At 59.0% G+C, this 25,355-nt stretch carries 19 protein-coding genes and 2 pseudogenes; 15 read left to right on the top strand and 6 right to left on the bottom strand.

Going from position 1 to position 25,355, the window contains the following annotated elements; translation table 11 throughout:
* From FNJ47_RS10920 to FNJ47_RS10910, 4 genes and pseudogenes are all read right to left on the bottom strand, one after another.
* Nucleotides 1-1,688 (bottom strand): annotated as a pseudogene (locus FNJ47_RS10920) (hypothetical protein); the annotation flags it as partial.
* Nucleotides 1,689-3,007: 1,319 nt separating this feature from the next.
* Nucleotides 3,008-3,418, bottom strand: a complete 411-nt coding sequence (locus FNJ47_RS54665; protein ID WP_206685308.1) for a hypothetical protein — start codon at nt 3,416-3,418, stop codon at nt 3,008-3,010.
* Nucleotides 3,419-3,682: 264 nt separating this feature from the next.
* On the bottom strand, nt 3,683-4,060 hold the full coding sequence (locus tag FNJ47_RS54660; RefSeq protein WP_430649372.1) for a styrene monooxygenase/indole monooxygenase family protein: 378 nt from the start codon (nt 4,058-4,060) through the stop codon (nt 3,683-3,685).
* Nucleotides 4,061-4,353: 293 nt separating this feature from the next.
* Nucleotides 4,354-5,577: an acyl-CoA dehydrogenase family protein gene (locus FNJ47_RS10910; protein WP_163153078.1), complete on the bottom strand. Its 1,224-nt coding sequence runs from the start codon at nt 5,575-5,577 to the stop codon at nt 4,354-4,356.
* Nucleotides 5,578-6,104: 527 nt separating this feature from the next.
* Here FNJ47_RS10910 and FNJ47_RS10905 point away from each other — a divergent pair.
* From FNJ47_RS10905 to FNJ47_RS10855, 10 genes and pseudogenes are all read left to right on the top strand, one after another.
* Nucleotides 6,105-7,526, top strand: a complete 1,422-nt coding sequence (locus FNJ47_RS10905; RefSeq protein WP_163153077.1) for an LLM class flavin-dependent oxidoreductase — start codon at nt 6,105-6,107, stop codon at nt 7,524-7,526.
* Between the two features lie 6 nt (nt 7,527-7,532).
* Nucleotides 7,533-8,303 (top strand): ABC transporter ATP-binding protein, encoded by a 771-nt coding sequence (locus FNJ47_RS10900; protein ID WP_163153076.1) that lies wholly within the window; start codon nt 7,533-7,535, stop codon nt 8,301-8,303.
* A gap of 7 nt (nt 8,304-8,310) precedes the next feature.
* Nucleotides 8,311-9,192 carry a branched-chain amino acid ABC transporter permease gene (locus FNJ47_RS10895; protein ID WP_163153075.1) on the top strand — a complete coding sequence of 294 codons (882 nt, stop codon included), beginning with the start codon at nt 8,311-8,313 and terminating at the stop codon, nt 9,190-9,192.
* A gap of 3 nt (nt 9,193-9,195) precedes the next feature.
* Nucleotides 9,196-10,263 carry a branched-chain amino acid ABC transporter permease gene (locus FNJ47_RS10890; protein ID WP_163153074.1) on the top strand — a complete coding sequence of 356 codons (1,068 nt, stop codon included), beginning with the start codon at nt 9,196-9,198 and terminating at the stop codon, nt 10,261-10,263.
* Between the two features lie 80 nt (nt 10,264-10,343).
* Entirely contained in the window at nt 10,344-11,693 is a 1,350-nt protein-coding gene (locus tag FNJ47_RS10885) for an ABC transporter substrate-binding protein (RefSeq protein WP_206685306.1), read from the top strand.
* Nucleotides 11,694-11,725: 32 nt separating this feature from the next.
* Nucleotides 11,726-12,517 (top strand): ATP-binding cassette domain-containing protein, encoded by a 792-nt coding sequence (locus tag FNJ47_RS10880; protein WP_163153073.1) that lies wholly within the window; start codon nt 11,726-11,728, stop codon nt 12,515-12,517.
* Nucleotides 12,441-13,489, top strand: a pseudogene (locus tag FNJ47_RS54655) (LLM class flavin-dependent oxidoreductase). Before FNJ47_RS10880 ends, FNJ47_RS54655 begins: the two are co-directional and overlap by 77 nt.
* A 441-nt stretch (nt 13,490-13,930) precedes the next feature.
* The gene (locus FNJ47_RS10865) at nt 13,931-14,599 is read left to right on the top strand and encodes a GNAT family N-acetyltransferase (RefSeq protein ID WP_163153070.1); all 669 of its coding nucleotides are present in this window, start codon (nt 13,931-13,933) and stop codon (nt 14,597-14,599) included.
* Nucleotides 14,600-14,697: 98 nt separating this feature from the next.
* Nucleotides 14,698-15,807 (top strand): histidine decarboxylase, encoded by a 1,110-nt coding sequence (locus FNJ47_RS10860; RefSeq protein ID WP_163153069.1) that lies wholly within the window; start codon nt 14,698-14,700, stop codon nt 15,805-15,807.
* 247 nt (nt 15,808-16,054) lie between these two features.
* On the top strand, nt 16,055-16,744 hold the full coding sequence (locus tag FNJ47_RS10855; protein ID WP_347341655.1) for a helix-turn-helix domain-containing protein: 690 nt from the start codon (nt 16,055-16,057) through the stop codon (nt 16,742-16,744).
* A gap of 597 nt (nt 16,745-17,341) precedes the next feature.
* On the opposite strand, the gene FNJ47_RS10850 is transcribed toward FNJ47_RS10855, so the two are convergent.
* Both FNJ47_RS10850 and FNJ47_RS10845 read right to left on the bottom strand, forming a co-directional pair.
* Nucleotides 17,342-17,740 (bottom strand): Rid family hydrolase, encoded by a 399-nt coding sequence (locus tag FNJ47_RS10850; protein ID WP_163153067.1) that lies wholly within the window; start codon nt 17,738-17,740, stop codon nt 17,342-17,344.
* Nucleotides 17,741-17,751: 11 nt separating this feature from the next.
* Nucleotides 17,752-19,125 carry an NAD(P)/FAD-dependent oxidoreductase gene (locus tag FNJ47_RS10845; RefSeq protein ID WP_347341654.1) on the bottom strand — a complete coding sequence of 458 codons (1,374 nt, stop codon included), beginning with the start codon at nt 19,123-19,125 and terminating at the stop codon, nt 17,752-17,754.
* A 145-nt stretch (nt 19,126-19,270) separates the two neighbouring features.
* On the opposite strand from FNJ47_RS10845, the gene glnT reads away from it, so the two are divergent.
* The 5 genes from glnT to FNJ47_RS10820 all read left to right on the top strand — a co-directional run bounded on the left by glnT (nt 19,271) and on the right by FNJ47_RS10820 (nt 25,354).
* Entirely contained in the window at nt 19,271-20,668 is a 1,398-nt protein-coding gene (glnT, locus tag FNJ47_RS10840; RefSeq protein WP_163153066.1) for a type III glutamate--ammonia ligase, read from the top strand.
* 26 nt (nt 20,669-20,694) lie between these two features.
* Nucleotides 20,695-21,591: a class II glutamine amidotransferase gene (locus tag FNJ47_RS10835; RefSeq protein ID WP_163153065.1), complete on the top strand. Its 897-nt coding sequence runs from the start codon at nt 20,695-20,697 to the stop codon at nt 21,589-21,591.
* Between the two features lie 48 nt (nt 21,592-21,639).
* Nucleotides 21,640-22,356 (top strand): GltB/FmdC/FwdC-like GXGXG domain-containing protein, encoded by a 717-nt coding sequence (locus tag FNJ47_RS10830; protein WP_163153083.1) that lies wholly within the window; start codon nt 21,640-21,642, stop codon nt 22,354-22,356.
* Entirely contained in the window at nt 22,356-23,684 is a 1,329-nt protein-coding gene (locus FNJ47_RS10825; RefSeq protein WP_163153064.1) for an FMN-binding glutamate synthase family protein, read from the top strand. Before FNJ47_RS10830 ends, FNJ47_RS10825 begins: the two co-directional genes overlap by 1 nt.
* Nucleotides 23,685-24,811: 1,127 nt before the next feature.
* Nucleotides 24,812-25,354, top strand: coding sequence for a hypothetical protein (locus FNJ47_RS10820; RefSeq protein ID WP_163153063.1), 543 nt, complete (start codon nt 24,812-24,814; stop codon nt 25,352-25,354).
* Nucleotide 25,355: the final 1 nt, after the last annotated feature.

The raw sequence follows: 25,355 nt of genomic DNA, 5'->3' as shown, positions 1-25,355 counted from the left end.
CAAATTCGATCGCGACGATGCGACGGCGGCTCGAACATGGGCTGGTCCGAATGCTGTCGAGATGTCCTTGTTGTGCGATCAAGTTCGACCACTACACAGATCATCGTTTGTGACGCAGTAAGACTAGGCTGCGAAGCGTTTTCCGATCGAGATCCGAACTCACTGGCGGCGTTAGGCGGATAGAGTGGGGTGTTCTGCCGGGTCATCCCCGCGGGCACAAATAGCGCCGTGTAATGGTCAGTGTCGATCACCAAGCTGGTCTGTCGGCTGTCCTCGCTCGGCAGGACGCTGCTCCTGCCCAGTGCAGCAGTTTGTTCGTGCCCGCTTTGCTGCATTGTCGACTGCCTCTCCAATTCGTGGAGGGGAGCATGCCTCAGCACGCCAGCGCCTGTATTGAGGTCCTTTGGGTTGACGGGGACTGCTGGCTGGGCGGGTTGATCATCCAGCAATCGGCGAACTTTCACAGGAGGGAAGTCCTCCGGATTAAACGGGAGGAAGGGCGGCTGAATGGGACGGTCATCTCGCTCTTTCTGAATTTCCCCGCGAAGCTCATTTTCCAGCCGCTCAAGTTCCGATGGATCGGTCGGCGACTCCTGGGCTTCATCATCGAACAGCAGCCAGAGCTCCTCGGGAACCCCATCTAATCTGGGCGACGGGTCAGCATGGCCGGCTGGCTCCTGAGAGGCGCCCGCACCGGAATCGTGCTCGGCATCCCGAACCCTTTTTAACGCCGGCACTAGATTTCTGTCTTGCGGGAACAACTTCCGAGCGAATTCTATACGCGCAGCATCATCTAGCCCGGATATCGTATGGCCCGCAACGTTAAGGGCTTTAGAAAATCTGCGAAAACTTGAATCATACAGAGCAACGCTGTTCGTGGCGAGTCCGCTGAGATCAAGCCGATCCAAGAGCTGCGCGTCGGCCGCTGAGGGGGCAATGGTCGGCCGTCCGGCGCGACAAGCGACATAGGCCGAATCAAGATACGCACCAAGAGCGTTCAACCCAGCCAACATAGTCTTTCCGACGGGAAAGTTGGAAAAGTAAGTGTTGACGTGATCGACCAGGGACTGATGGTCCCCTAAATCAGTCGTTTGGCCACGAGCGCGGAGGTCATTCACGAGTTGGCGAAGTGCAGAAGTATAATTGGCAGCTGTTTTTGGACGGAGATTCGTCTGAGCCGCCCATTGAGCAATCGCTTTATCGATAAGGTCTTGTTCTTCTTCAGACAAATGTGGATAGCGACTACGGGCCGGATTGAGATGCGCACCAAGGGCGTTCAACCCAATCAACATAGTGCTTCGGGTGCTGGGATTGGAAAAGTAGGTGTTGACGTGATCGATCAGGGATTGGTGGTCCTTTAAACTAGTCGTTTGGCCACGAGCGCGGAGATCATTGACGAGCTTTCGAAGTGCTTGAATATAAGTAGAAGCCGAGGATGGACTTAGATTCCTCTGAGCCGCCCGTTGAGCAATCGCTTTATCGATAAGGTCCCGGTCATCTTCAGACAAATGCGGATAGTAATCGCGATTAGCCCGCTTAGGGGCGGCGGGAGCGGCCTGACCTGCCTCCGCCAATTGCTGCTCAAAGCCTTCTTGCCCGGCCTGGCCCGCCCGTGGCTCACTCGAGACTTCGTGATGCACCTGCGACCAAGCTGTTACGTTGAATGGGACAAAGTTCTGCTGGTCCACGCTAGCCTCACGTCCAAGATCACCTGAGTAGACCTCTAGTCGCGTGAGCTTTCGAGAAGCTGACGAGGCCACGTAGAGCCGCGGCAGGATGGAGCAATGATCAGAACCTGTGGCTGGCCATCGGCGGGTGACGTGAAGCGGCCGCACCTTCCGAACAAGATCTGCAATCCGTCACTCCGATCAGGTCGGCGTTGGAGCGACGGCTCGGGAAGATACGCCCATGCTCAAGGTGGTCCATGACGCCGAGGAGTCCAACGAGCCGGCCGGTGGGTCGCTACTCGATCAGATCATCGGCGATGGCGCCCGGCAGATACTTGCGGCCGCGTTGCAGGCTGAGGTGGCTACTTCGAAGAGCGTTGTAGCCTTCCTCTCAGCTTGCCGAGGGCGATGAGTTCCGCTGTACACGATCCTCGGTGCATGACCGGCGTTTCCGCTTACCCCAAAAGGCGCAATCCAGCAAAGACACATCAGACCAACGGTCTCCAACGTGCTCGAAGACGGCATCATCGTCGAATTGGTATACAGGCCCGATCTCTGGCGGTGAGGGCAAAGCCAAATGGCCGAACTCCTATACTAGGCGCAACGGCTTGAAGCGCACGTGGCGTCAGGTTGTACTATCAGTGTGGACCCAGATCCGTCATTACAACGAGTAAAACTTTTTCAATCCTCGAATGGAGTTTCGCATGAACTCGTCAGACCACCGCGTCGGGCAGCTAGGCGAGGGGGCGACTTCGTTCATGTATCGGCATCACGAATGGCTTACGTCGAAAGACCCAGGTTTGTTCCAGCGACAGGTACGTTCATGGTTCGACAGATCGGACCTGCGCGTCTTTCCACGGCCGGTCGTGCTCCTGCAAATTTGCGGCGGCATCTTCGCACACGTGTACTTTGGCGCGCGTGTGGCCACCCATGGGGTAGGAGCTATGATTGTAGGGTCTTGTGGTCGACGGGGCGGGCGCTGGTCAGGTGGTTGGCGGGAAGACGGCCAGACCTGAACCTTAGCAACCTCGTCATTGATCGGCAGGCACTGCAAACCCGTCTCAGGGGGGGGATCGTATAGCTGAGGGACGTGCCCGACAACTTGGCACGTCTCGAATCGGCTTCGATTTCATCGAGCCCGGCTGCCGTATACGGCCTTCGGTCTGCTCACGTACGCATCATAGCAGGCTGCCGACTTTTCGTAAGGTTCGGCATAGGCTTCGATCATCGCCCAATTAGTGAACTCCGTCGCTTATGACGAGGCGAGCGCGCGCTCGACCGATTGCCCGCGCGCAAACTGCCCCGGTGGTCTGAACCTTGCCAAGACATTGTCCGCTGTCTCACCAGCGAGACCCGAAATTAACTCGATTATCTTCTCCCGACTCCGGATACCGAGCAACGGCCGTGGCTCCGAGTAGAAAATCGAAGAACGCGCTTCCAATCTTTGCGTTGACCGCAGCTGCCGGGAAGAGCAGCTCGGCATGCGCCGCGTATTTTGGATCGCCGAGAAGCAGTCGGGTAACTTCCGTTGCCGCCTCAGCGCGATTATCCCAGTGCCGCTTGAATTGATCCTGCAGCCATTCATAGGTGACGTTGTCCTTGTACTCTTTGAGCGCTCGGATCAGCAGTACGGATTGGACAACAGCATTTTGCGCACCCTGACCGCCGAGCGGATCAAAGGAGACTGCGGCATCCCCGATTGCTGCAATAGCGTGTCCATTTCTGGTGCGGGCGACGGCGCGTCGAACCATCGGCGGGACTGCGCGGAGAAGCCAAGAGTGCGGATCCTCGTGCAGGGGCGTCAACTAGTCGATCACCTCAGAATCTTCCGGGAAATAGGTCGCGAACAGCTTCAGCACAGCGTCACGCGCGCTCTGGGTATCGCTCACAGTATTGAAGATGTCGATCCACGGGCTGCCGGGCTTGGCGAACCCAATGAACGCCCGCGTCGCGCCGAGATCCTTGTGCAGATAAGGACCGAAGAACGTCTCGCCGAAATCGGCATGAATGTTGAACTAGTTGTGCCTGGCGCCGTCCGAGCTACGATAGGCAAACTGCTGATCGGCGCGATCCAGCTCCTTGAATGTTGCGAGCAGCAGGTGCCGCTGCGGTTCGGTATAGACAGTGCGATCCGGATCAACCGGGAACAGGGACGACAAGCCGCCCTTTCCTGTCGCCACGAGGGTGAGGTCGGCGTCCTGCGCAATCGCATCCAGATCTTCCGGCGTGACTGGGCGCACGACAAATTTTCCGCTTCGCGCCAGGAAACGACCGAGGCGATCGCCGGCACGGAGTCGCGTATCAACCGCCTGCGCCCGATAGTTGAAGGGACGGTCGAACTCGATAACGGGAGTTCGAGCCTCGCCGATGCCGGAGAATATCCGAACGCTCATGCCGGTGCTGGTCCCGATCTCATAGAGATTCTCGATGACTTCGGCATTGTATTCGAGGGATTTGCCAAAATGGACAGCCGTCCCCGTGGGAGGCGCATCGTTGCGTAGCGACGCGCGGTCACGGTCGCTGTGAATGGTGACATCAAATCCCGCGTTGACCTGCTCCAATGATCGCGACTTTGCGGTTGGTATTGGACACGTGGTTCTCCTGAAGGAAAGATTCTCGGCGCCGAAGGCGGTATCTCGACGTGCGTCATCGTCTCGACGCGCGAACCTCGCGAGAAGGCGGGGTGCTAGTTACCCTGTTGTCGTGTGGAACGAACGCCCGCACTCCAGGCATATGGAAGCGCTGCGCCATTTAGCTCGTACGCTCCGATTGAGCGGAGCTTGAAGATCGCGGGGTTGTGGGAAGCGATGGTGCGTGCGTTGCGCCAGTGCCGATCAATGGCGAGCTTCTCCGAGCTCAGGGAGGCGCCGCCTACTTCGAACAGCGTCGTAACGGCGTCCAGCACGAGCTTGACGACGGTCACCTGCGCCTGTGCCGCCGCAAGTTCTGAGGCATCGAGCTGTTGAGGGTCCTGGTGACGGCCATCAAGCGTTCGCGCTAGCTCGTCAACCGCGGCAAGGACCGTTGCCCGCGCGGCAAAAGCGGCGCTGAAGAGCTGACCGATGACCTGCTGCACCAGAGGGTCGTTGCGCGGCACGTCGGCGACGGCATGGGTGAACGTGCGCGTTCGTGCCTTGATCCAGTCGCTGGTATCCGCCGCGGCGCGCTTCGCAATCCCTGCGAGCGTGGCGAGCAGGATCAGTTGGACGTGGGCCGTTCCAAACACCCGGCCTTCCGTTCCATAGCCGGGGCCGATGATCCGGTCGTGGGTGACCGTGACATTCTTGAACTCTGCGGTGCCACTTGCCGTGAGCCGCTGGCCGAAGCCGTCCCAGTCGTCCGCAACGCTGACTCCGGGCTGGCTGGCGTCGACGAGGACGGTCACTCGCTTGCCGTCCTGGTCGGCCGCGACAAGCAGGTGATCGGCATAAAGTGTGCCGGTCGTGTAATACTTCACCCCGTTGAGCCGTAGCAGAGTTCCCTCCGACGTGACGGCGGTCCGATAGCGATCGACCGCGCCTAGGCCCGGCTCGGTCACGGCGACACCAACAAGCGCGCCGTTCGCGATGGCGCCGAGCCATCGTGCCTTGACCGCGTAATCCTTGTTTAGCTGCAAGTCCTCGACTAGGTTGAAGTGCGCCCGCAGCGCCTGCGGCAGGTTGGAATCCGCGGCCGCGAGTTCGATCAGCAGCTCGAACGTCTGGTGGAGCGTCGCGCCGAGCCCTCCGAAATCGGTCGGCACACGCAGGGCGCCGAAGCCGGCCTCCTTCAACAGTCGGATCTCTTCGATCGGCAGCGTGCGGTTCCGTTCGCGCGCCACGGCGCCTGCCGCGATCGTCTCAAAGATTGGCGCGAAACGCTTGTGGAGGGCGTCGTCGCTGATGCTGAGTATGCCGGGATGAATCGTCATCGTGCTGCGTCCGCTCGCTCCGTGTGTCCATGCAGGGATAGAGTCTTATTCGCTTCGAATAATAGCGGGCTCTCTCGCGAGGGCCAGACTGTATTTGTGTTTGAATGAAACACGATTATTTGGCGCGAGCCGTTGGTCGAAGAAAAATCTGCTGCGCGATCTGTCGGCCGAAATTCTCAGGCGTGAAGCGAGGCTCGCGGAAGAAGACTGCGATGCTCGCGGTTGCATCCAACGCGAAAGAAGTCTTCTCCGTGACGCGCAGTCGGCGGATCAGATCGTGTCGAAGTGCGATCGAATAGAGACGAGTTGTTATCGCGAACCGCATCCGGCGTGCTGCACCGACGTGAGTTTGCGACAGTGCACTGGAACATGACGGGGCGAGTTTTTCATCTCGCAGGCAGATGCGACGAAAGATGCATTTCGAAAATGATCGATAAACGCGATGGACGATTGATCGCGTCTTGTGGCGAGATGTCGCGCGAATGAACCAACAGCGTCGCGCTGAGCGACGCGACGGAGATGTGTGAATGGCAAGACAGATCAGGTTTAATGCGTTCGACATGAATTGTGTCGGCCATCAGTCTCCTGGTGTCTGGGCGCATCCGCGAGATCGCTCACACAAGTACAAGGATCTCGACTATTGGCAGGATCTCGGGCGAACGCTCGAGCGCGGGGTCTTTGACGGCATCTTCATCGCCGACGTGATCGGTTATTATGACGTCTACAAGAACTCCCTGTTCCATGCGCTCGAGCAAGCAGCGCAGATTCCCGTGAACGATCCCTTGCAGCTGGTCGCGCCCATCGCACTCGCCACCGAACATCTCGGCATCGGCATCACGGCATCGACGTCATTTGAGCATCCCTACACGTTCGCCCGCAGGCTTGCGACTGCGGATCATCACAGCAAGGGCCGCGTAGGCTGGAACATCGTGACCTCGTATCTGGAGAGCGGGGCGAAGAATATCGGCCAGGGCGGGCTGCGCCGTCATGACAACCGATACGAGGTGGCGGCCGAATATGCCGAGGTGCTTTACAAGTTGCTCGAGGGGAGCTGGGAGGAGGGCGCAGTCCTGCGCGATGCCGGGAGGCGGATATTCACTGATCCTTCGAAGGTTCACGAGATCGCGCACAAGGGACGATACTTTGACGTGCCGGGCTATCATCTCTGTGAGCCGTCGCCACAGCGGACGCCGGTGCTGTATCAGGCCGGTGCGTCCGGTGCCGGCAAGGCCTTTGCAGCCGGCCATGCCGAATGCGTGTTTGTCGCCGCCCCGATCAAGTCGGCCCTGAAATCCTACGTCGCCGACGTGCGGCGGCTAGCGGCTGCAGCCGGTCGCGATCCCCGCAAGGTCCTGACCTACAATCTGGTCACGGTGATCGTCGATGAAACTGACGCCAAGGCCGAGGCAAAGTTCAGGGAATATCAGCAATACGCCTCCTATGACGGCGCGCTGGTGTTCATGTCCGGCTGGAGCGGCATCGACTTCGGACAATACGCGCCGACTGATCTGGTCAAGAAGGTCGAGACCAATGCGATCGTCTCCGTCGTCGACAATCTCGCCAGTGGCAGCAAGTCCTGGACCATCGGGGAGCTGGCGCGCTGGGGCGGCATTGGCGGGCTCGGCCCGGTGTTTGTCGGCTCGGCGTTGACGGTGGCCGATATCCTGCAGGAGTGGGTGGCGGAGACGGACGTCGACGGATTCAATCTCGCCTATGCGGTGACGCCGGAGACCTTCGAGGACGTCGTCAACCTGCTGGTTCCGGAGTTGCAGAAGCGCGGCGTCTATCCGACCAGCTATTGTCCTGGGACTCTGCGGGAGAAGCTGTTTGGAGGTGGCCCTTATCTGCCGTCGAGCCATCCGGCTGCGGCCTATCGCGACATTGAGGCGGTCAAGCGCCGCGAGCGCGAGGTGGCCGATGTCGCTCCGCGGCAGCCCGTCGAGGCGTAATTTGCAATGCCCGAGCCCATTCTGCAGTTGCGTGACGTATCGCTGTCGTTCAAGGGGATCAAAGCGCTCAATGCCCTCAGCTTCGATGTGGAACGAGGCGAGATCTGTGCGCTGATTGGTCCGAACGGGGCCGGGAAGAGCTCGCTGCTCAACATCATCAACGGGGTGTATCGGGCTGACAGCGGCAGCGTCGTCTTCAACGGTGAGCGTTTCGTCCGCATTCGCCCGGCGCAGGCCGCGCATTTGGGTGTTGGCCGTACCTTCCAGCACAATGCGCTGTTCCGTCATCTCAGCGTGCTCGACAATGTGCTGGCCGGACTGATCCGGCATTGCCGCGCGACCATGGTCGAGCACGCCTTCGGCGTCGGCCGCGACCGGCGCGAATCGCGCGAGTTCAATCGACGAGTCGATGAGATCGCGGCCTTTCTCGACCTGACCAACCATCGTGACAGGGTGGTCGCGACGCTTCCCTACGGTATCCAGAAACGGGTCGATCTTGCGCGTGCCCTGGTCGGTGGCCCGAGCCTGCTGCTGTTGGACGAGCCGATGGCCGGGATGAACCAGGACGAGAAGCAGGAGATGAGCCGCTTCATCCTGGAGACCAACGCGAGCCTCGGCACCACCATCGTGTTGATCGAGCACGACATGAGCGTCGTGATGGGGCTCTCACATCACGTGGTCGTGCTCGATTACGGCCGCAAGGTTGGCGATGGTTCTCCGGAGGACGTGCGCAGGAATCCGGACGTGATCGCCGCCTATCTGGGCACGGCGCATTGAGGTCCAGATGAGCTTCTTCGTCGAAACGCTGGTCGGCGGCCTGCTTGCGGGCGTCATGTATTCGCTTGTCGCGATCGGATTTGTGCTGGTGTTTAAGGCGTCCGGCGTTTTCAATTTTGCGCAGGGTTCGATGGTGCTGTGTGCGGCGCTGACCTTCGTGACCTTGCGCGACAAGGGCCTCGATTTCTGGCTGGCCGCGCTGATCACGCTTTCGGTGATGGTAGCCCTCGGGATCGCGGTGGAACGCGTCGTGCTGCGGCCGTTGGTCAACCGGCCGCAGATCACGCTGTTCATGGCGACGCTGGGTGTCTCCTTCGTGATCGAGGGCGTCGCGCAGATCGTGATGGGCGCGAGCGTGCACGAACTCGATCTCGGCATCGTCGATACCCCGATTGAGATCGGTGGAGTGCAGGTCAGCCAGTTCGACCTGGCGGCTGCGGGCACGGCCGGCATTCTGGTGGTCGCGCTTTCGATCTTCTTCAACAAGACGCGCGTTGGGATCGCGCTGCGTGCGATCGCCGACGATCCTCAGGCCGCACTCTCGATCGGGATCCGGCTCCAGACGCTGTGGCAGATCGTGTGGGGCGTTGCCGGCTTCGTCTCGCTGATTGCGGGCTTGCTGTGGGGCGCGCGCCAGGGCGTGCAGTTCGCGCTCACTCTCGTCGTGCTCAAGGCATTGCCGGTGCTCATCATCGGCGGATTCACCTCGATCGCCGGTGCGATCATCGGCGGGCTGATCGTCGGCGCGGGCGACAGCGTCGCTGAAATCTATCTCGGAAGCCTGCTGGGCGGCAGCGTGTCGACCTGGTTTGCCTATGTGCTCGCGGTCGCCTTCCTTCTGGTTCGTCCGGCTGGCCTGTTCGGCGAAGCGCCGATCGAAAGGATTTGATGCATGTCTGCGATCGGCACCGACGCGATCGAAGGGTTCGGCACGACAGGGAGCACCGCCCAGGGTACACGGGATCGACTGCGCGTGGGCTCGGCGGCGGTGCTGCTTGCCACACTGGTCAGTATTCCCCTGATGGCGAACGACTATTGGCTCAATGCCATCCTGATTCCGTTCCTGATCATGTCGCTGACCGCGTTGGGCTTGAACCTGCTGATGGGCTATGCCGGTCAGGCCTCACTCGGAACCGGCGGGTTCATGTCGGTCGGCGCGTATGCGACATACAATCTGCTACTGCGCCTGCCGGAGCTGCCGCTGCCAATCAGCCTGCTGCTCGGCGGCATCATCTCCGGGCTTGTGGGAGTCGTGGCCGGGCTGCCGAGCCTGCGGATCAAAGGCTTCTACCTCGTCGCATCGACGCTGGCGACGCAGTTTCTGCTCGAATGGTTGTTCAATCAGTATGGCTGGTTCTCGAACTATTCGACCTCAAGCTCGATCTCGGCGCCGCGGCTTGCGGTCTTCGGTCATGATCTCTCAAGCCCGACCGGCCGCTATTTCCTGACGTTGGCCACCGTCGTCGTCGTCACAGCCGTCGCGACGCGACTGGTTCGCAGTCAGACCGGCCGAACCTGGATGGCGATCCGCGACATGGATACCGCGGCCGCGGTGATCGGCATTCCGGTTTCCGCCGGAAAACTGAAGGCGTTCTTCGTGAGCTCCCTGGTGATCGGAATCGCAGGTGCGCTCTGGGCCTTTGCCTATCTTGGCACGGTCGATGCGCGCAGCTTCAACCTGGATCGTTCGTTCCAGGTGATGTTTGCGATTATCATCGGTGGCATGGGCAGCATCAGCGGTAACTATCTGGGCGCTGCCTTCATGATCCTGCTGCCGATCCTGCTCGATCACGTTGGGGGCGGATTGCTCGGAGGCGCGATCGACGCCGGACAACTCGAAAATCTTCAGAGGGCGTTGTTCGGTGCGCTGATGGTCTGGTTCCTGATCAAGGAGCCAAGAGGGCTAGCTGCGTTGCTGTCGCGGGCATGGACGCAGCTGGCCTCGTGCTTCGATCGCTAGCAGGCAGTCAAACCATCATGCGCGGGTGTGAGCCACAGCCGCGTCAAACTTGAATTCTGCATCAAATGGAGGGTAAAAAGATGTCTTTTCGGAAGCAGAAGCGGATCATGAGCAGGGCGATCGGCCTGACAGCCCTCGTTCTGTCGGCGGCCTTTGGCACCACAGTGTCGGCGGAAGATGCCAAAACACAATACTTCCCGCTCGCAACGTTTCGCGTCGGAGCCTATGCGTCCAGCGGCATTCCGGCTTGGGCCGGCGAGATTGATTATTTCCGCTACATCAACGAGGTCGAAGGCGGCATCAACGGCATCAAGCTGGTCTGGGACGAATGCGAGACCAACTGGGAAGTCGAGAAGGGCGTCGAATGCTATGAGCGGGTGAAGGCGGGAAAGGACGGTTCGCCGGTGCCGATCTTCCTGCCGCATGGCGATCCGATTTCGAAGGCGCTGACCGAAAAATCGGTGGCCGACAAGATTCCGCTGGTCACGATCGCTTACGGCCGCACAGAGGCGATCGACGGGCGGGTGTTCCCGTACAGCTTCCCCGTCGTTTTCAGCTTCTGGAGCGAAGCATCTTCGGCGGTCAATTTCATCGCGGAGAAGGTCGGCGGCAAGGACAAGCTGAAGGGCCTCAAGATCGCGACCGTCTATCACGACTCGCCCTACGGCAAGGAAACCCAGGTCCTGCTTGCTCATCTTGCCAAGACGTATGGCTTCGAGGACATCCAGATTCCGGTGCCGCATCCGGGCAATGAACAATCGGCGCAATGGGCCAAGATCCGCCAGCTCAAGCCTGATTGGGTGTTCCTGCGGGGCTGGGGCGTCATGACGCCGGTTGCGATCAAGACCGCCGCCAAGGTGGGCTTTCCGGTCGACCACATCGTCGGTGGCATCTGGTCGGGCTCGGAGGAGGATGTTCGTCCCGCCGGTGCCGTGGCCAAGGGCTATCTCGCGATCACGCCATTCCCCGCCGGCGCGAATTTCGAGATCCATCAGAAGCTCAAGAAGTACATTCTCGACAAGGGCCTCAGTGATCTCAAGGATCCGAAGAGTTTTGGCTCGGTCTACTACAATTCCGGCGTGGACGAGGCAATCGTCGCGGTGGAGGCGATCCGGACCGCACAGGCGCATTTCGGCGAGCGTCCGATCAACGGCGAGGAAGCCCAGTGGGGCCTCGAGCATCTCGACCTCTCCGAGAAGCGCCTTGCCGAAATCGGCGCCACCGGCCTCCAGCAGCCGCTGAAGCTCTCGGCGAAGGACCACGAGGGCGGCGGCGCGGGCAAGGTGCTGCAGTGGGACGGCGAGAAGTGGAACGTGGTGTCCAACGGTTGGGTGAAATCCGACCGGGAGCTGCTGTTGCCGCTGATCTATGAGCGGGCCGCCGCCTATGCCAGGGAAAAGGGCATCACGCCGCGCGATGCAACCAACTGATGTTGGCCTGAAGGATCGCCGAAGGGATCGCCATGACCACGTCACAGTTTCTCGAAGTCGATAACATCGAGGTGCTCTACAGTCAGGCGATCCTGGCCTTGCGCGGCATCTCGCTCAGGGTTGAAAAGGGATCAATCGTTGCTCTTCTCGGTGCCAATGGCGCCGGGAAGACCACTACGCTGAAGGCAATCTCGAACCTGCTCGCGTCCGAGCGCGGACACTTGAGCCGCGGCACAATCACGTGGCACGGCGAGGTCACCAGAAAACTGGATCCCGCCGACCTTGTTGCCAGGGGGGTGGTCCAGGTTCTCGAAGGCCGTCACGTCTTTCCCCAACTCACGGTCGAGGAGAACCTTCTCAGCGGCGGGTTTGTGCGCCGGCCGAGCCGTCGTGCGCTCGCCGACGACCTCGAACGCATCTACAGCTGGTTTCCGCGGCTCAAGCAGCGCAGCGGCGTGCGTTGCGGCCTGACCTCGGGCGGCGAGCAACAGATGGTCGTGATCGGGCGCGCGATGATGACGCGCCCGACCCTCGTGCTGCTTGACGAACCCTCGATGGGCCTCGCGCCGATCATCGTGGAAGAGATCTTCCGCATCATCCGCGATCTCAACAGGAACGAGGGCATCAGCTTTCTGCTGGCCGAGCAGAACGCCCATCTCGTTCTTCAATTTGCGGATCACGGCTACGTGCTGGAGAACGGCAGGGTGGCCGCTTCAGGCTCAGCCGCAGAACTCGCCGGTCGGGACGATGTTGCCGAATTCTATCTCGGTACCGCAGCGGCGGGAGCGTCGACCGCGGAGCCGATCCAAACCCCGGGTATATGAGCAGGAGCTGCGCGTCATGGCAATCCGTTTCGGATATTGGATGCCGCTCGGCAGCGGCGGCTTCGTCATCAGCGGCGTCCCGCAGCGAACCGACTGGACGCTGGATTACAACGCCTCGCTTGCCCGCGAGGCCGAAGATCTCGGCTTCGAATACGGCCTGGCGCCGGCGCGGTTTATCGCGAGCCATGGCTGGGAGTTGCAGCAGGAGGCCATCCCCTGCACCGCAGTGCTTTCTGCGCAGACCACGCGGCTGAAGCTGATCAGCGCAATTCACGCCGGCTTCTGGCACCCGGCCATGATCGCGAAGGTGGGTTCCACGATCGACGTCTATTCCAAGGGGCGGTTTGCGATCAACATCCTCACAGGCTGGTTCAAGGATGAATTTCGTGCCTTCGGCGAACCTTGGCCGGAACATGACGAACGATATCGCCGCTCGGAAGCAGATGCTCAAGGGGCTCTGGACGCAGCACCGTTTCACGTTCAAGGGCGACTTCTACAGCATCAACGATGCCTGGTTGAAACCGCGGCCGATCTCGCAGGCGCACCCGGAGATCTTCCAGGCGGCAATTCCAAGGCCGCGCGCCGCATGGCCGCAAAATATTCGGATTGGTATTTCTCAACGGCACCACGGTGAAGGGTGCGAAGCAGCAGATCGACGAGGTCCGCGCGCTTGCCAAGGCGGAAGGCCGCACCGTCAAGTTCGGCGTCAACGGCTTCGTCATCCAGGGGGCGGACCGAACGGAAAGCGCTCGAGCAGCTCGAGGCGATCGCCGCTGGCGCCGATCCCGAGATCATGCAGGCCTTCGCCGACCAGGTGAAGGCGGCGCATCGACCGCAGAGAGGATTGGGATGTGGGCGGATTCGAGCCACGCCAACCTGGTCCAGCCCAACGACGGCTTCAAGACCCGTCTGCTCGGCCGGCCCGAGCTGATCGCGGAGCGCATCCGCGCCTATGAGTCAGGATCAGCCTGATCGAGAACCATCATCATCGGCATAGCGATGTTCGCCCCATAGAGGATTCAACAAGTAGGCCGCCTCAGTTGGCGGCCTATTTGGTCCTATTCTCTAGACTAGCAACCAGCCTTGCGACTTCTCCCGCACCCATTCCGGAGCCTCATGCTCGCTCTGGAATCCGAAGATGCTAGCAGCAGAGCGCAGCTTGTGGCGACAAAATCACCCATGCACCCGAGTAGCATTCAGCGGTGCTGAGGCTGCACGTGTCTCCGTCTGAAAGCGGACGCGCTCCGTGCACATAGCACGCCAATTCCGTTGCGAACGTGACATTGCATTCCTCAAGACCGCGCGTCTACCGCTGTCGGCTGTGGCCCAAATCCTGCAAAGCTAGGTGTGGCCAATAGGTCCGGTCCGGCATTGCAGGCTAACGCCGTCCAAGCCCTGGAGTGTTGGAGCTACTTGGTCTGCGGCGTCATCGGCGGCGTGACCGAAGCTGGCCGCGCAGCCTTGAAGAAGAGAGTGAATATGCAGTCTTCACGACAGAAAAATGGGGCAATCAAGATTGTTGCCCCTGAAGATCGGTCGAGGGTCATCGCGATTCTGACGACAGCTTTTACGATGTGTCCGCTACTGAGATGGCTATATCCCGAGCCGGAGCGCTACCTGCGCCATTTCGGCGGATTCCTCGATTACTATGCTGGCGACCCCTACACGGATCGAAGTGGGGCGTACTTCGAGCGTGGAGACAGAGGCGCGCTTCTATGGTTGAACGATAAGGCGCACCGCGATGACGCACGCATGATGAGGTTCTTGCTTGGGAGCGTTCCAGAGGACAGGCGGACCGAGACCGAACGGTTGTTCGAAGAATTAGGCAAGTATCACCCAAAGGAGCCCCACTGGTATTTTACAATGCTGGGTATCGATCCCGTGCACCAGCGGTCTGGCTGGGGAGGCCTTCTTTATCAGTATGGACTTGCCATCCTGGATGAGGCGAAGGGACTAGCATTTTCAGAAGCTACCAGCGCGAGATCAGCGCGTCTGTATGAGCGCCTGGGGTGGAAAATCGTGGGTGAGGTTCAGCTCGGCAGCTCGCCGCCCGTATTCCCAATGCTCCGCTACCCTAGTTGAGAGTAAGGCGAGGGGACGGCAGCCAAAGCAGGCTTTCCTATCGTGAACGAGAACCAAGACAAGCTGCGGGTCCACTGGACGCCGCAGGAGCGCGCAGCATGCTAGAATCTCAAGATTTGGAACGACTGGAGAAACTATTTGCGTCGATGCAAGAGGCGAATGGATGTTTTCTAGGCTACCCGTTTGCGAGGGGCTTTAACTATGAGCCGTTGTGGCGCTTCATGAGCCTCACCGGCAATAACGTTGGTGATCCGTTTGAGACAGGGACCTATCGTGTTAACTCGCATGACTTCGAATGCGAAGTTGTCGAGTTTTTTGCGCGGTTGTTTCGGGCTCCGCCGGGCAAATTTTGGGGTTACATTACCAACGGGGGGACCGAAGGCAACATCTACGGGATGTATCTCGCTCGTGAACTCTATCCGCGGGCTGTCGCGTACTTCTCACACGATACGCACTATAGCGTGAGCAAAGGGGTCCGTTTGCTCGGCTTGGAACACTGCGTGGTGTGTTCGCAGTCGAATGGAGAAATGAGCTATGACGATCTAGCACAGAAGGCGATCCGCGCGCGAAATCGCCCGGCCGTGGTCGTCGCCAATATCGGCACCACCATGAAGGAAGCGAAAGACGATACGCTAAGAATTCGTGCGACCCTTCGCGACGTGGGTATCAGCGAGATCTATATCCATTCCGACGCTGCCTTGTGCGGGCCGTACGCGCCCCTTTTGGACCCGAAGCCCGCGTTCGATTTCGCAGATGGAGCAGACTCTATCACGCTCAGCGGGCATAAGTTTCTTGGCGCGCCGATACCTTGCGGGGTCGTCCTCTCACACAAGCCGCACGTTCAGCGCGTCATGCGCGCTATCGATTATATCGGCAGCTCCGATACGACCTTGAGTGGATCGCGCAATGCGTATACACCAATCATTCTTTGGTATGCGATCCGCAGTCTGGGTATCGAAGGCATCAAACGAACGTTCCACGAATGTGAGCAACTCGCCGCTTCCACGGCCGGCGAGCTCAATTCCCGCGGCGTCAGAGCCTGGCGTAATACTAATGCGCTCACTGTTGTGTTCCCGCCTGTCGACGGGAGCATCAAGGCCAAATGGCAAATTGCGACCCGGGACGTTAGCCATTTGGTGGTCACACCAGGCACGACCAAGCGCCAAATCGATGCGCTGATCGCGGCGATCACCGATCGAAGTCGATGATCTTCACCGAAGAGGCCGGACCCTACGGTTAGAATGCTGCGGTTGGTTACTGGCAGCCGAATATGAGGTCGCGCGAATGCTCCCCTGTCACGGCATACATCGCGATCGATAGCCTCGCAATGTTCTTTGCGGCGGCGACTTCCAGGAATGCCAACCGTGGTGTGGTCTTCTCGATCGGGCGCTGGTCGATCCAAAACGGCGCCGTTCTTACATGCCACCTGCTGTCGGAGATCTTGGTTTGCGCAAGGTGAGGCAAGCGGAACAGAAGCGTCGCGGACCTTTTACAAGAGAACGCGGCGCGCGGCAGCGTCTGCAAACCGCTAGGGGAGTAGAGGCGCCGCCGATCGACAAACGAATCGGCGATGTCATTCGCCATGTTCGGCTCGAGCGCGGGCTTACCCTTGGGGATGTTGGATCGGCAGCAGGTATATCGGTCGCGATGCTCAGCCGGTTCGAAACGGCGCATTCTAGCGCGAGCCCATTGCTGCTTGCACGTATCTGCTCGGCGCTCGGTATTAATCTTTCGACTTTGTTCGGGGAAGTCGAGCAGACGAGGAAGGAGGCTGAATTCATCAAGTCCTCCGATAATGTGGAGGTCGTTCGGGCAGGAGCCAAGCATGGCTACAGCTATCGTTTGCTGTCCCATCGCCAACGAAGGAGATTCGAACCCTTCCTCATCAGTATAGATAAGCGAAGCAAGACATATCCGCGATTTCAGCATCAGGGGACGGAATTTGTCTACATGCTGAAAGGGAGGATGCAATATCAATTTGAAAAAAGGACCTTACTGGTCGGGCCAGGCGATGCATTGACGTTTTCCGGACAGATTCCTCATGGCCCTGAAAAGATCTTGGATGACCATGTTCAGTTTATCACGATGCTCATATGTGCGGAAGAGCTGCCGGGGGACCGAGCATCGTTGCCAGTGCAGATGTAGAAGCATCGTATCCGGTTATAATGCAGAATGCAGAGGGCAATCTGTGTGCTTGTCGAATGTATATAGTTGCAAGCGGTCCTCAGGGTGTCAGCTGCCAATAGGCTTGCTGGCCGCGTGCAATTCTGCCAGCTGTGCTGGATGATCCAAAGCTGGTCCAGGCCAGCAAGAAGTTAGCACTGGCCCGATCTTCATTGGGCCGGGGGCAGTCCCGTACGCAGTCGCAGAATGGGTTCCTTGAACCCAATTGCGTACGGTTGAACGCCCCGTAGGGGAATACTTTAGGACCAGGCGCTCTCACGACTGCCGGTTGCTAATGAGGTCTTTGTTGTTCCACGCAGACGGGAGCGATTTGCACACCTTCATCAACGCTAGCTGCGCATGTTGCAGGTCGTTCGTGCGAAGGATTATCGAAAAGGCCCGGAGCTCTTTGAGCTCCGGGCAGTGGAGGGAGGAGCGCCCAACGGGCACCTGCCGCCATTCGCTAAATGTGCTTAGCTCGCTGGCGGCGAGCGAATTCCAAAGCCGGTCAAGCTGCGTCAAACGTCTCCTCGACATGATCGCTCAACCGTCTGACCACGGCAGGATCAAAGGGTGACCTCAGCTGACTAACGCATATGCTTCAATTTCTACCAGTTGCCACGTGCGCAACATCGACGTAACTTGCACCAGAGTTGATGCTGGTCGGATCATACCAAATGCTTCGAAGTGTGCCCTTGCGACTTCGTCTGCGTCAGCCATGTTGCGAACGTACACAACCGTGCGCACAACATCGCTGAGCTCCGCCCCTGCTGCCCCTAGCGCCGTCGCAATTGTCTTGATCGCGGCCGTCGCCTGGTCAAAAGCGCCGTCGTACTCGAAGTCAGCCGGCGCACACGTGCCAGACACGTGGACTTGACCGTCCTTCGCGACTGCTCTCGAATAGCCGAAGACGTTCTCGTAAGCGCCGCCCGAAGATATGTTTTGTCGCGGCTGTTTTCGCTTCACGTCCGTAGTCATTTCACCTCCCTCTAAAGTCCTGTTAAATCGCGCGTGCGATACCATGCTTCAATGGCGGGTATGGCCGGTCTTGCGACAGCGTGGAGCATATGACTGGGAAATGTCAGCTCATCGAATGCCGATCGACCTTCCTTATCACCGAGCATTCGCAGCGCGATCTTGCGTCCAAAATGCGTGGAGCGCGAAACGCCCGTTCCGCAATACCCCATTGCGTAATGGATGCCATCGGGTGTCCGGCCCAGGTGCGGAAACTCATCGAACGTGTAGCCGATCAGACCGCTCCAGGCGTAGGAAACTCTTACGTCTCTTAGTTCTGGAAAGGTGCGCAGAACATCGCGCGCCAGATGCGAATACGCGGCGAGTGCGGTATCGCCGGTAAAATGATTTGCGCGCCCACCCCAGATCAGCCGATTGTCATCCGGCGCCGGACGAAAATAGAAGAACACGCGATTGCTGTTCCCGTAGACGCGCCTTCTTGGCATCAGCTGATCAAACAGCTGGGCCGGAATTGTCTCGGTCGTGATCTGCGCAGATCGGATCGGGACGATCCGCTTTTTGAAATAGGCGCCCACATTCTTCGTGTAACCGTTTGTCGCCACGAGGACGTCCCTGGCCTGAATTGTAAAACCATCGAAGTGCAGCGTGTGCTCCGTTCGTTCGCTAGTGATTCCATGTACCGGTGCATCGCCGTGGACCGCGACGCCGGCCTGAATGACGCGCTCGAGGAGGCCTGCATGGTACTTGCCCGGATGAAGGCTTGCATCGTTCGGCAGCAACGATCCGCCATGGAACAGGTTCGAGCCAATCTCGCTGCGCTGCTCGGATCGAGTGATCATGCAGGACTCGACGCCGACATAGCGTCTTAAGTCCTCCATTTCGCGAGCCATACGTTCGTAGTGCTTCGGCCGCATCGCGCCGCGGAATCGACCGCAGCGCGCAAATGAGCACTCGATCCTCTCTCGCCGGATGAGAGCATCCAGCCCATCGAGCATTTCGACGCCCTCACGAAGAAGTTCGACAGCTTTTCGCTCGCCCTTCATTTGGATGAGGCTCTTTACTGGAAACTTCTGATTTCCGCTGCCGACTTGGCCGCCGTTGCGCGTGCTGGCACCAAAGCCAGGCGCGCCGGCATCGACCAGCACAACGTGGCGCCCTGCGCGAGCGAGAACCAAGGCAGCAGAAAGCCCGGTAAAGCCAGCTCCAATCACAACAACATCCGCCCTCTTGGCCGGAGCCAGCCAAGGGCCGACCATTGGCGGGGCTGCTCGCCACCAGAACGGAGCGGCGGGTGTCGACCAATACTTTGCCCAGCCTGCGGCAAGTGCCCAGAGGTGAATCCCAATGGGCTCGTCATCTGTGTGGGTTGTCTTGATGGAATTCGGCACCTGTGATCCCGCCTTTCGTAGACTTGCATATAATAAAAAGAACTTGCAGTAAATGCAAAATTGCAATACAACGTGGCTCGCGGCATGGGCAACTCGCTAGACCTGATGCAACATGGTGAGGCTGCCAACTAAAGGAGAAGTCCGAATGCATCTCCCGAACGCGTGGACGAGCGCAATATCACCAGGAAGCCTCGCGACTCCGAAGGAGTTGGATCTTGCTGGAGCCCAGGTATTCCTGAAGCAGGCGGGGGTTCGCTACGTACTTGCGCAATTTGTCGATCTGCATGGGGTCGCGAAAAGCAAAGCCGTTCCAGTCCAGCACCTCGAAGGGCTCTTGAAGGAGGGGGCCGGATTTGCAGGTGGAGGTGCATGGGGGCTTGGTCTGCTCCCCCATGAAGCCGAATACATGGTGGTCTGCGAACTCGATACCCTGATGGTGACCCCGTGGGCCCCGGGATATGCGCGCATGATGGGCGTCGGTATGGTGAAGGGCGCGCCGCATCCAGTCGACACGCGTAACGTCCTCAAGAAGCAGGTCGCAAGACTTGCCGAGCGCGGCTGGACGTTCAATACGGGTCTGGAGCCTGAGTTCATTCTCCTGCGACGCGAGTCGGACGGGAGGCTGTCGCCGTTCGACGGCACGGACACGCTCGTTAAGCCTGCCTATGATTATCGCGGCCTCATGCGCGGGCGAAGCTTCCTTGAGCGGGTGACGGAATGTCTGCAAGCGGTCGGGATCGACGTCTATCAGATCGACCACGAAGACGCGAATGGGCAATATGAAATCAACTTCAAATACGCGGACGCGCTGACGACGGCAGACCAGATCCTATATTTCAAAATGGCGGCCTCGGAAATCGCCCATGATCTCGGCGCGATCTGCTCGTTCATGCCTAAGCCGCGGAGCAATTCGACAGGCAGTGGTATGCATATTCACTGCTCGATTGCCGATCGAGATGGGCAGAATCTCTTTCACGATGACGCCGATCCAAATGGGATGGGCCTGAGCAGACTGGCTTATCATTTCCTGGGCGGCGTGCTCGCTCATGCAAGGGCGCTCACAGCGCTGCTGGCGCCAACCGTGAACTCCTACAAGCGTCTTGTCGTCGGTCACACTGTGTCGGGTGCGACCTGGGCTCCAGCCTTTATTGCTTACGGCGACAACAATCGCACCGCGATGGCGCGGGTTCCCTACGGTAGGCTCGAGATCCGCACTGGCGACAGCAGCATGAATCCGTACCTGGCAACCGCAGCTCTAATTGCCGCCGGTCTCGACGGTATTGAGCGCAAGCTTGAGCCGGGTGCGCCCCGAAATGTCAACTTCTACGGTCTCTCGCTCGAGGCCATCAAGGAGATGGGTGTCGCCCTTCTTCCCCAAACGCTCACTGAAGCGCTCGACGCGCTTGAGTCCGATCAGCTATTTGCGAGCGCTCTTGGGCGGTCGGTGATCGAAGAATTCACTTCGCTGAAGAGGTCGGAGTGGCTGGAATATCACCGCCACGTGTCCAGCTGGGAAGTCGAACGTTATCTCAGCTTCTTTTGATCTCACCTGTGTCGTCGGAGAGCAAGATGTGTGGAATTGCAGGCCTGTTTATCAAGCGAACGCGACTTCAGCCGCGATTAGGCGAGCTGCTTGCGTCGATGACGTCGACCCTGTGCAGCCGGGGGCCCGACTCTGCCGGTTTTGCGCTTTATACTGCAGGAGAGCCAGGAAGGGCAAAACTTACACTGACCTCTGTGGAAGAGCGAGCCGATTTCGAGGCTCTCGGAGAGATGCTTTCACGAGCCGTCAGCGCGCCGGTTTCTGTGGTGGGCCGTTATACGCACGCCGTTGTGACTGTGCCGGCAGATCTCGTGAATCTGTGCCGCAATTGGTTGCTAGAGAACGCTCAGGATGTCCGGATTCTAAGCGAGGGGGGCCATCTCGAGATCTACAAGGAAGTCGGGTATCCCGATGATATTGCCCGTTCGTTCGGCATTGCCTCGCTTGGCGGCACACACGGTATCGCCCACACCCGCATGGCGACTGAATCAGCCGTGACCGCGACGGGCGCTCACCCTTTTTCGACCGGACCCGATCAATGCCTGGTTCATAACGGCTCGCTCTCCAATCACGCATCTGTTCGCCGCGAGCTTGGGCGCGACGGTATTGTCCCGCAAACCGAGAACGACACCGAGGTCGCCGCAGGTTATCTGACCCGTGAATTGAAGCGGGGCAGATCGCTTGGAGAAGCGTTGAAGTCGAGCGTGGAAGATCTCGACGGCTTCTTCACCTTTGTGGTCGGCACCAAGAATGGATTCGGAGTTCTGCGCGATCCAATCGCATGCAAGCCTGCGGTGATGGCGGAGACGGATGATTATGTGGCCTTTGCATCCGAGTATCGAAGCCTGACACCCCTGCCTGGAATCAAAAGCGCGAAGCTCTTCGAGCCGAAACCCGCAACACCTTACTTCTGGGAGCATTAGGCAATGAACCAGATCGACATCGGCAAATGGTCGCAACGCGATCTGAATATGCTTCGGACGTCTAGTGACACCCGGGAGATTGATCTTCTAACGACATCCGTTCGTGATCTCAACGCGACGCTGCAGGCGTTCGGCAGCAATACGAGGAGCGACGAGGCATCCTTTCGAGTCCTGACGCCCAACGGAGCGCACGCGATTGCGGTCGGGATCGACGCGCCGCTAAACGTCGAGATCGCCGGCCATGTCGGCTACTATTGCGGCGGCATGAACAAGTGTGCCAGCATTATCATCGACGGAAATGCCGGCCAGGGGGTCGGCGAAAACATGATGTCCGGGGTAATTCATGTCAAGGGCGATGCCAGCCAGTGTGCAGGCGCGACCGCTCACGGCGGCCTGCTTTTGATTGAAGGTAATGCGAGCGCTCGCTGCGGCATTTCCATGAAGGGCATAGATATTGTCGTAAAGGGCGGTATCGGCCACTTGTCAGGGTTTATGGGCCAGACCGGTCGGTTGGTTGCATTTGGCGATGCCGGCGAGGCCTTGGGCGATTCGATCTACGAGGCCCGTATCTATGTGCGCGGCAAAGTCGAAAGTCTCGGCGCCGATTGCATTGAAAAAGAGCTGAGGGATGAGCATCGCGCCGAGCTCTTTGCGCTCCTTAAGCAGGCTGACGAGGCTCACAAGGCCGATGTGTCGGAGTTCCGGCGCTACGGGTCTGCCCGTAAGCTTTACAACTTCCACATCGACAATGCTGGGGCCTATTGATGAAAACGATTGAGAAGGCGTGGGGCTACATGCCACCCCGCCGGTCCGCCACTTTTGACGAGCATGCCATTGCGGAAATCCGCCGCGCGGCCGCGACCGGCATTTACGACATCCGCGGTGGTGGTACTAAGCGGAAGGTCCCGCATTTTGATGATCTTCTATTCCTGGGCGCGTCAATGTCGCGCTATCCCCTCGAGGGCTATAGAGAACGCTGCGACACCCGTGTCATCCTTGGGACGCGATTTGCCAAGAAACCGGTTGAGCTCGCGATCCCCGTGACCATCGCCGGCATGAGCTTTGGCGCTCTTTCGGCCCAGGCCAAAGAGGCGCTCGGCAGAGGAGCAAGCCTGGCGGGCACGTCCACCACGACAGGAGACGGTGGCATGACGCCAGAAGAGCGCAGTCAATCCAAGACTCTCATCTACCAATATCTGCCCTCAAGATACGGCATGAATCCGGACGACCTGCGCAAGGCGGATGCCATCGAGATTGTGGTCGGCCAGGGCGCTAAGCCGGGGGGCGGCGGCATGCTGCTCGGGCAGAAGATCTCCGATCGCGTTGCCAAGATGCGATCTTTGCCCAAGGGCATAGATCAAAGATCAGCGTGCCGACATCCGGATTGGACGGGGGCGGATGACCTGGAAATCAAGATACTCGAGCTGCGCGAACTAACGGGCTGGGAAAAGCCGATCTACCTGAAGATGGGCGCAAGCCGCCCCTATTACGATGTTGCTCTCGCCGTCAAAGCCGGCGCAGACGTCGTGGTTCTCGACGGGATGCAGGGCGGTACTGCCGCGACGCAGGATGTGTTCATCGAGCATGTCGGAATTCCGATTCTTTCGGCGATTCGCAGCGCAGTACGGTCGTTGCAGGATCTTGGCATGCATCGAAAGGTTCAATTGATCGTCTCGGGCGGGATTCGTAGCGGTGCCGACGTTGCCAAGGCTCTCGCACTGGGCGCCGATGCGGTCGCAATCGGGACCGCTGCGTTGATTGCACTCGGTGACAACGACCCGCGCTACGAGGACGACTACCGCGCGCTGGGGACCACCGCCGGCTGCTATGATGACTGGCACGAGGGGAAAGATCCGGCTGGAATCACCACTCAGGATCCCGCTCTCTCGGGGCGGCTTGATCCGGTGCTCGCAGGCCGCAGGCTTGCAAACTACCTGAGGGTCGTCACGCTCGAAGCGCAGACGATTGCCCGCGCGTGTGGCAAGAGCCGCCTGCACAATCTGGAGCCGGAGGATCTTGTTGCCTTGACGGTCGAGGCAGCCGCCATGACACGGATTCCGTTGGCCGGGACGGACTGGATACCTGGCCTCTAAGGGCCTTCAGCCAGAATCCAATGATCCCAGTAAGCCGGTCGTGATCTAATGCCAGCTCTCACAAGCCTTTCGGGTTGGCCGTGACGAGAAGTCATTGTGATGAGCCAGCGAATATCGTGAAGGGTCGCGGGCTTATGGTGTTCTAGGACAGATCGAGATCCTCTTCGGAGCTTGAGCGTATCCGGCCGGCAGGGAAAAGCGCTTTCTTTGGTACTCACCCAAATCCATGATCCGCGCGAGGTGCAAGAAAAAAGCGCGCATGTTGTCGCGCAATGGGGCATCGGCTTTTGCTGAGTTGCTGAGAGGTGCGAGCCCTCGCTAGCCGAGCTTCCGTGAAATCGTGTTGAGCAAGATCGCGTAGCGCGCGTGAGGATCCCTACCGAACTTCGAACCAGTTCGGTAAAACCAAGGACGCGGGTGGACGCTCGCAGAATCGGAGCCGAGGTCGTGAGCGAAAAGCAGATCTACAATCGCTGACATCAGCCGTTCGCTTCGGACCGCTTGAGGGGGCTTCGAACGACGAGGAGGCCGCCTCAACCCGGCCGGTCGCCGACGGGCGACGCGGACGGGCTTCGTGCCGCTATTTAGAGCAGGAACGTACGCACGTATCGGGCGTCCCAGCGGCAGGAACCTTCGAGCGAGCGCCAAATTAACCTCAAACTCTATGTCGCAGCCGGCAGGCCCCCTCGAAATGCTTGATTCGGTTGTCGAGCTGTGGAAAAGGAGACGTCAGGTTGAACCGGGCCAGCCTCACGCACACCAACTTGAGAAGCAGAAGGCCTCGATTTCGGCTGACAATGTGGTAAAAAAGCCACATTTGACGCGGAAATCGGCTCGGAAAGCCGACAAGTGCAATCAAATTTCAACCAGCGGTGATACACCACCCCAGCCACTAGGGGACCAGGCAATGTCAGAGACAAAAGGAAATCAAGGGAAAACGGCCGAGTATCTCGACCAGTTCGACAGCTCGCCATACTCGTATCCGGCAAATGACCGTCAGGTCGTTGCTGGTACCTCCAAGAAGAAGGGTTCTTGGCGTCCCGGTAACTAACTTTTAGTTGCAATTTGTCTGACAAAGGCGCAGCAGGGCTGCGCCTTTTTTCTTGAGAGAATCCAATAGGGACAACATGGCTATCACGGGGGATTTCTTCGATCGCATTCAGGACAAAGCGACGTTTCTTGAGGAAGTACATTTGGACTTTTACACTCGGTCCGAAGAGATGGGCGCACTACCTCATTGGAATAAAGCAAAAGCTTTGGATGCCTATTTTCAGTGGAAGCAAGATCTTGAGCGGATTCAGCTTGTGGAGAAGAACGTCAAAACACCGGATCACATCAAGTGCGCGGCGCATCTGATTTACTGGTTGCGGCGATATTCCCCCGTGAATGACTTCGCATTTGACGGTCCGACCGATGAGGCTCGTGAGTTTCTATTGAAATACGGTCGCGAATATCTTGCCTTCGATCTAGGATATCGAGCAGCGCAGTTTTACGAGTGTAAGATTTTCGGACGGGATTTGCCCGAGGAGACGTCCTTCTCGCTCGACTCCAAGCTGCCGGGCGTTGGTCGAAATGACTTCATAAATAGTGTGACGCATGTGTTGAAGCTCAAGATGGTTTCGCCGCATGCGCTCACGATCCTGTTGAAAGCTGTTTTCCTTCGTCCTTAAA

It is taken from the genome of Bradyrhizobium uaiense (assembly GCF_010811875.1).
Lineage (GTDB): Bacteria > Pseudomonadota > Alphaproteobacteria > Rhizobiales > Xanthobacteraceae > Bradyrhizobium > Bradyrhizobium uaiense.
Note: the sequence above shows the minus strand (reverse complement) of the source record. Positions and strands in the feature narration are given on the sequence as shown.

What these genes read in the sequence shown, in the direction of transcription:
- FNJ47_RS10885 (WP_206685306.1), top strand. Translation starts at nt 10,344, where the DNA reads ATGTCTTTTCGGAAGCAGAAGCGGATCATGAGCAGGGCGATCGGCCTG.
- FNJ47_RS10905 (WP_163153077.1), top strand. Translation starts at nt 6,105, where the DNA reads ATGGCAAGACAGATCAGGTTTAATGCGTTCGACATGAATTGTGTCGGC.
- FNJ47_RS10850 (WP_163153067.1), bottom strand. Translation starts at nt 17,740, where the DNA reads ATGACTACGGACGTGAAGCGAAAACAGCCGCGACAAAACATATCTTCG.
- FNJ47_RS10825 (WP_163153064.1), top strand. Translation starts at nt 22,356, where the DNA reads ATGAAAACGATTGAGAAGGCGTGGGGCTACATGCCACCCCGCCGGTCC.
- FNJ47_RS10830 (WP_163153083.1), top strand. Translation starts at nt 21,640, where the DNA reads ATGCTTCGGACGTCTAGTGACACCCGGGAGATTGATCTTCTAACGACA.
- FNJ47_RS10820 (WP_163153063.1), top strand. Translation starts at nt 24,812, where the DNA reads ATGGCTATCACGGGGGATTTCTTCGATCGCATTCAGGACAAAGCGACG.
- FNJ47_RS54660 (WP_430649372.1), bottom strand. Translation starts at nt 4,060, where the DNA reads ATGAGCGTTCGGATATTCTCCGGCATCGGCGAGGCTCGAACTCCCGTT.
- FNJ47_RS54665 (WP_206685308.1), bottom strand. Translation starts at nt 3,418, where the DNA reads ATGGTTCGACGCGCCGTCGCCCGCACCAGAAATGGACACGCTATTGCA.
- glnT (WP_163153066.1), top strand. Translation starts at nt 19,271, where the DNA reads ATGCATCTCCCGAACGCGTGGACGAGCGCAATATCACCAGGAAGCCTC.
- FNJ47_RS10910 (WP_163153078.1), bottom strand. Translation starts at nt 5,577, where the DNA reads ATGACGATTCATCCCGGCATACTCAGCATCAGCGACGACGCCCTCCAC.
- FNJ47_RS10890 (WP_163153074.1), top strand. Translation starts at nt 9,196, where the DNA reads ATGTCTGCGATCGGCACCGACGCGATCGAAGGGTTCGGCACGACAGGG.
- FNJ47_RS10895 (WP_163153075.1), top strand. Translation starts at nt 8,311, where the DNA reads ATGAGCTTCTTCGTCGAAACGCTGGTCGGCGGCCTGCTTGCGGGCGTC.
- FNJ47_RS10860 (WP_163153069.1), top strand. Translation starts at nt 14,698, where the DNA reads ATGCTAGAATCTCAAGATTTGGAACGACTGGAGAAACTATTTGCGTCG.
- FNJ47_RS10880 (WP_163153073.1), top strand. Translation starts at nt 11,726, where the DNA reads ATGACCACGTCACAGTTTCTCGAAGTCGATAACATCGAGGTGCTCTAC.
- FNJ47_RS10835 (WP_163153065.1), top strand. Translation starts at nt 20,695, where the DNA reads ATGTGTGGAATTGCAGGCCTGTTTATCAAGCGAACGCGACTTCAGCCG.
- FNJ47_RS10900 (WP_163153076.1), top strand. Translation starts at nt 7,533, where the DNA reads ATGCCCGAGCCCATTCTGCAGTTGCGTGACGTATCGCTGTCGTTCAAG.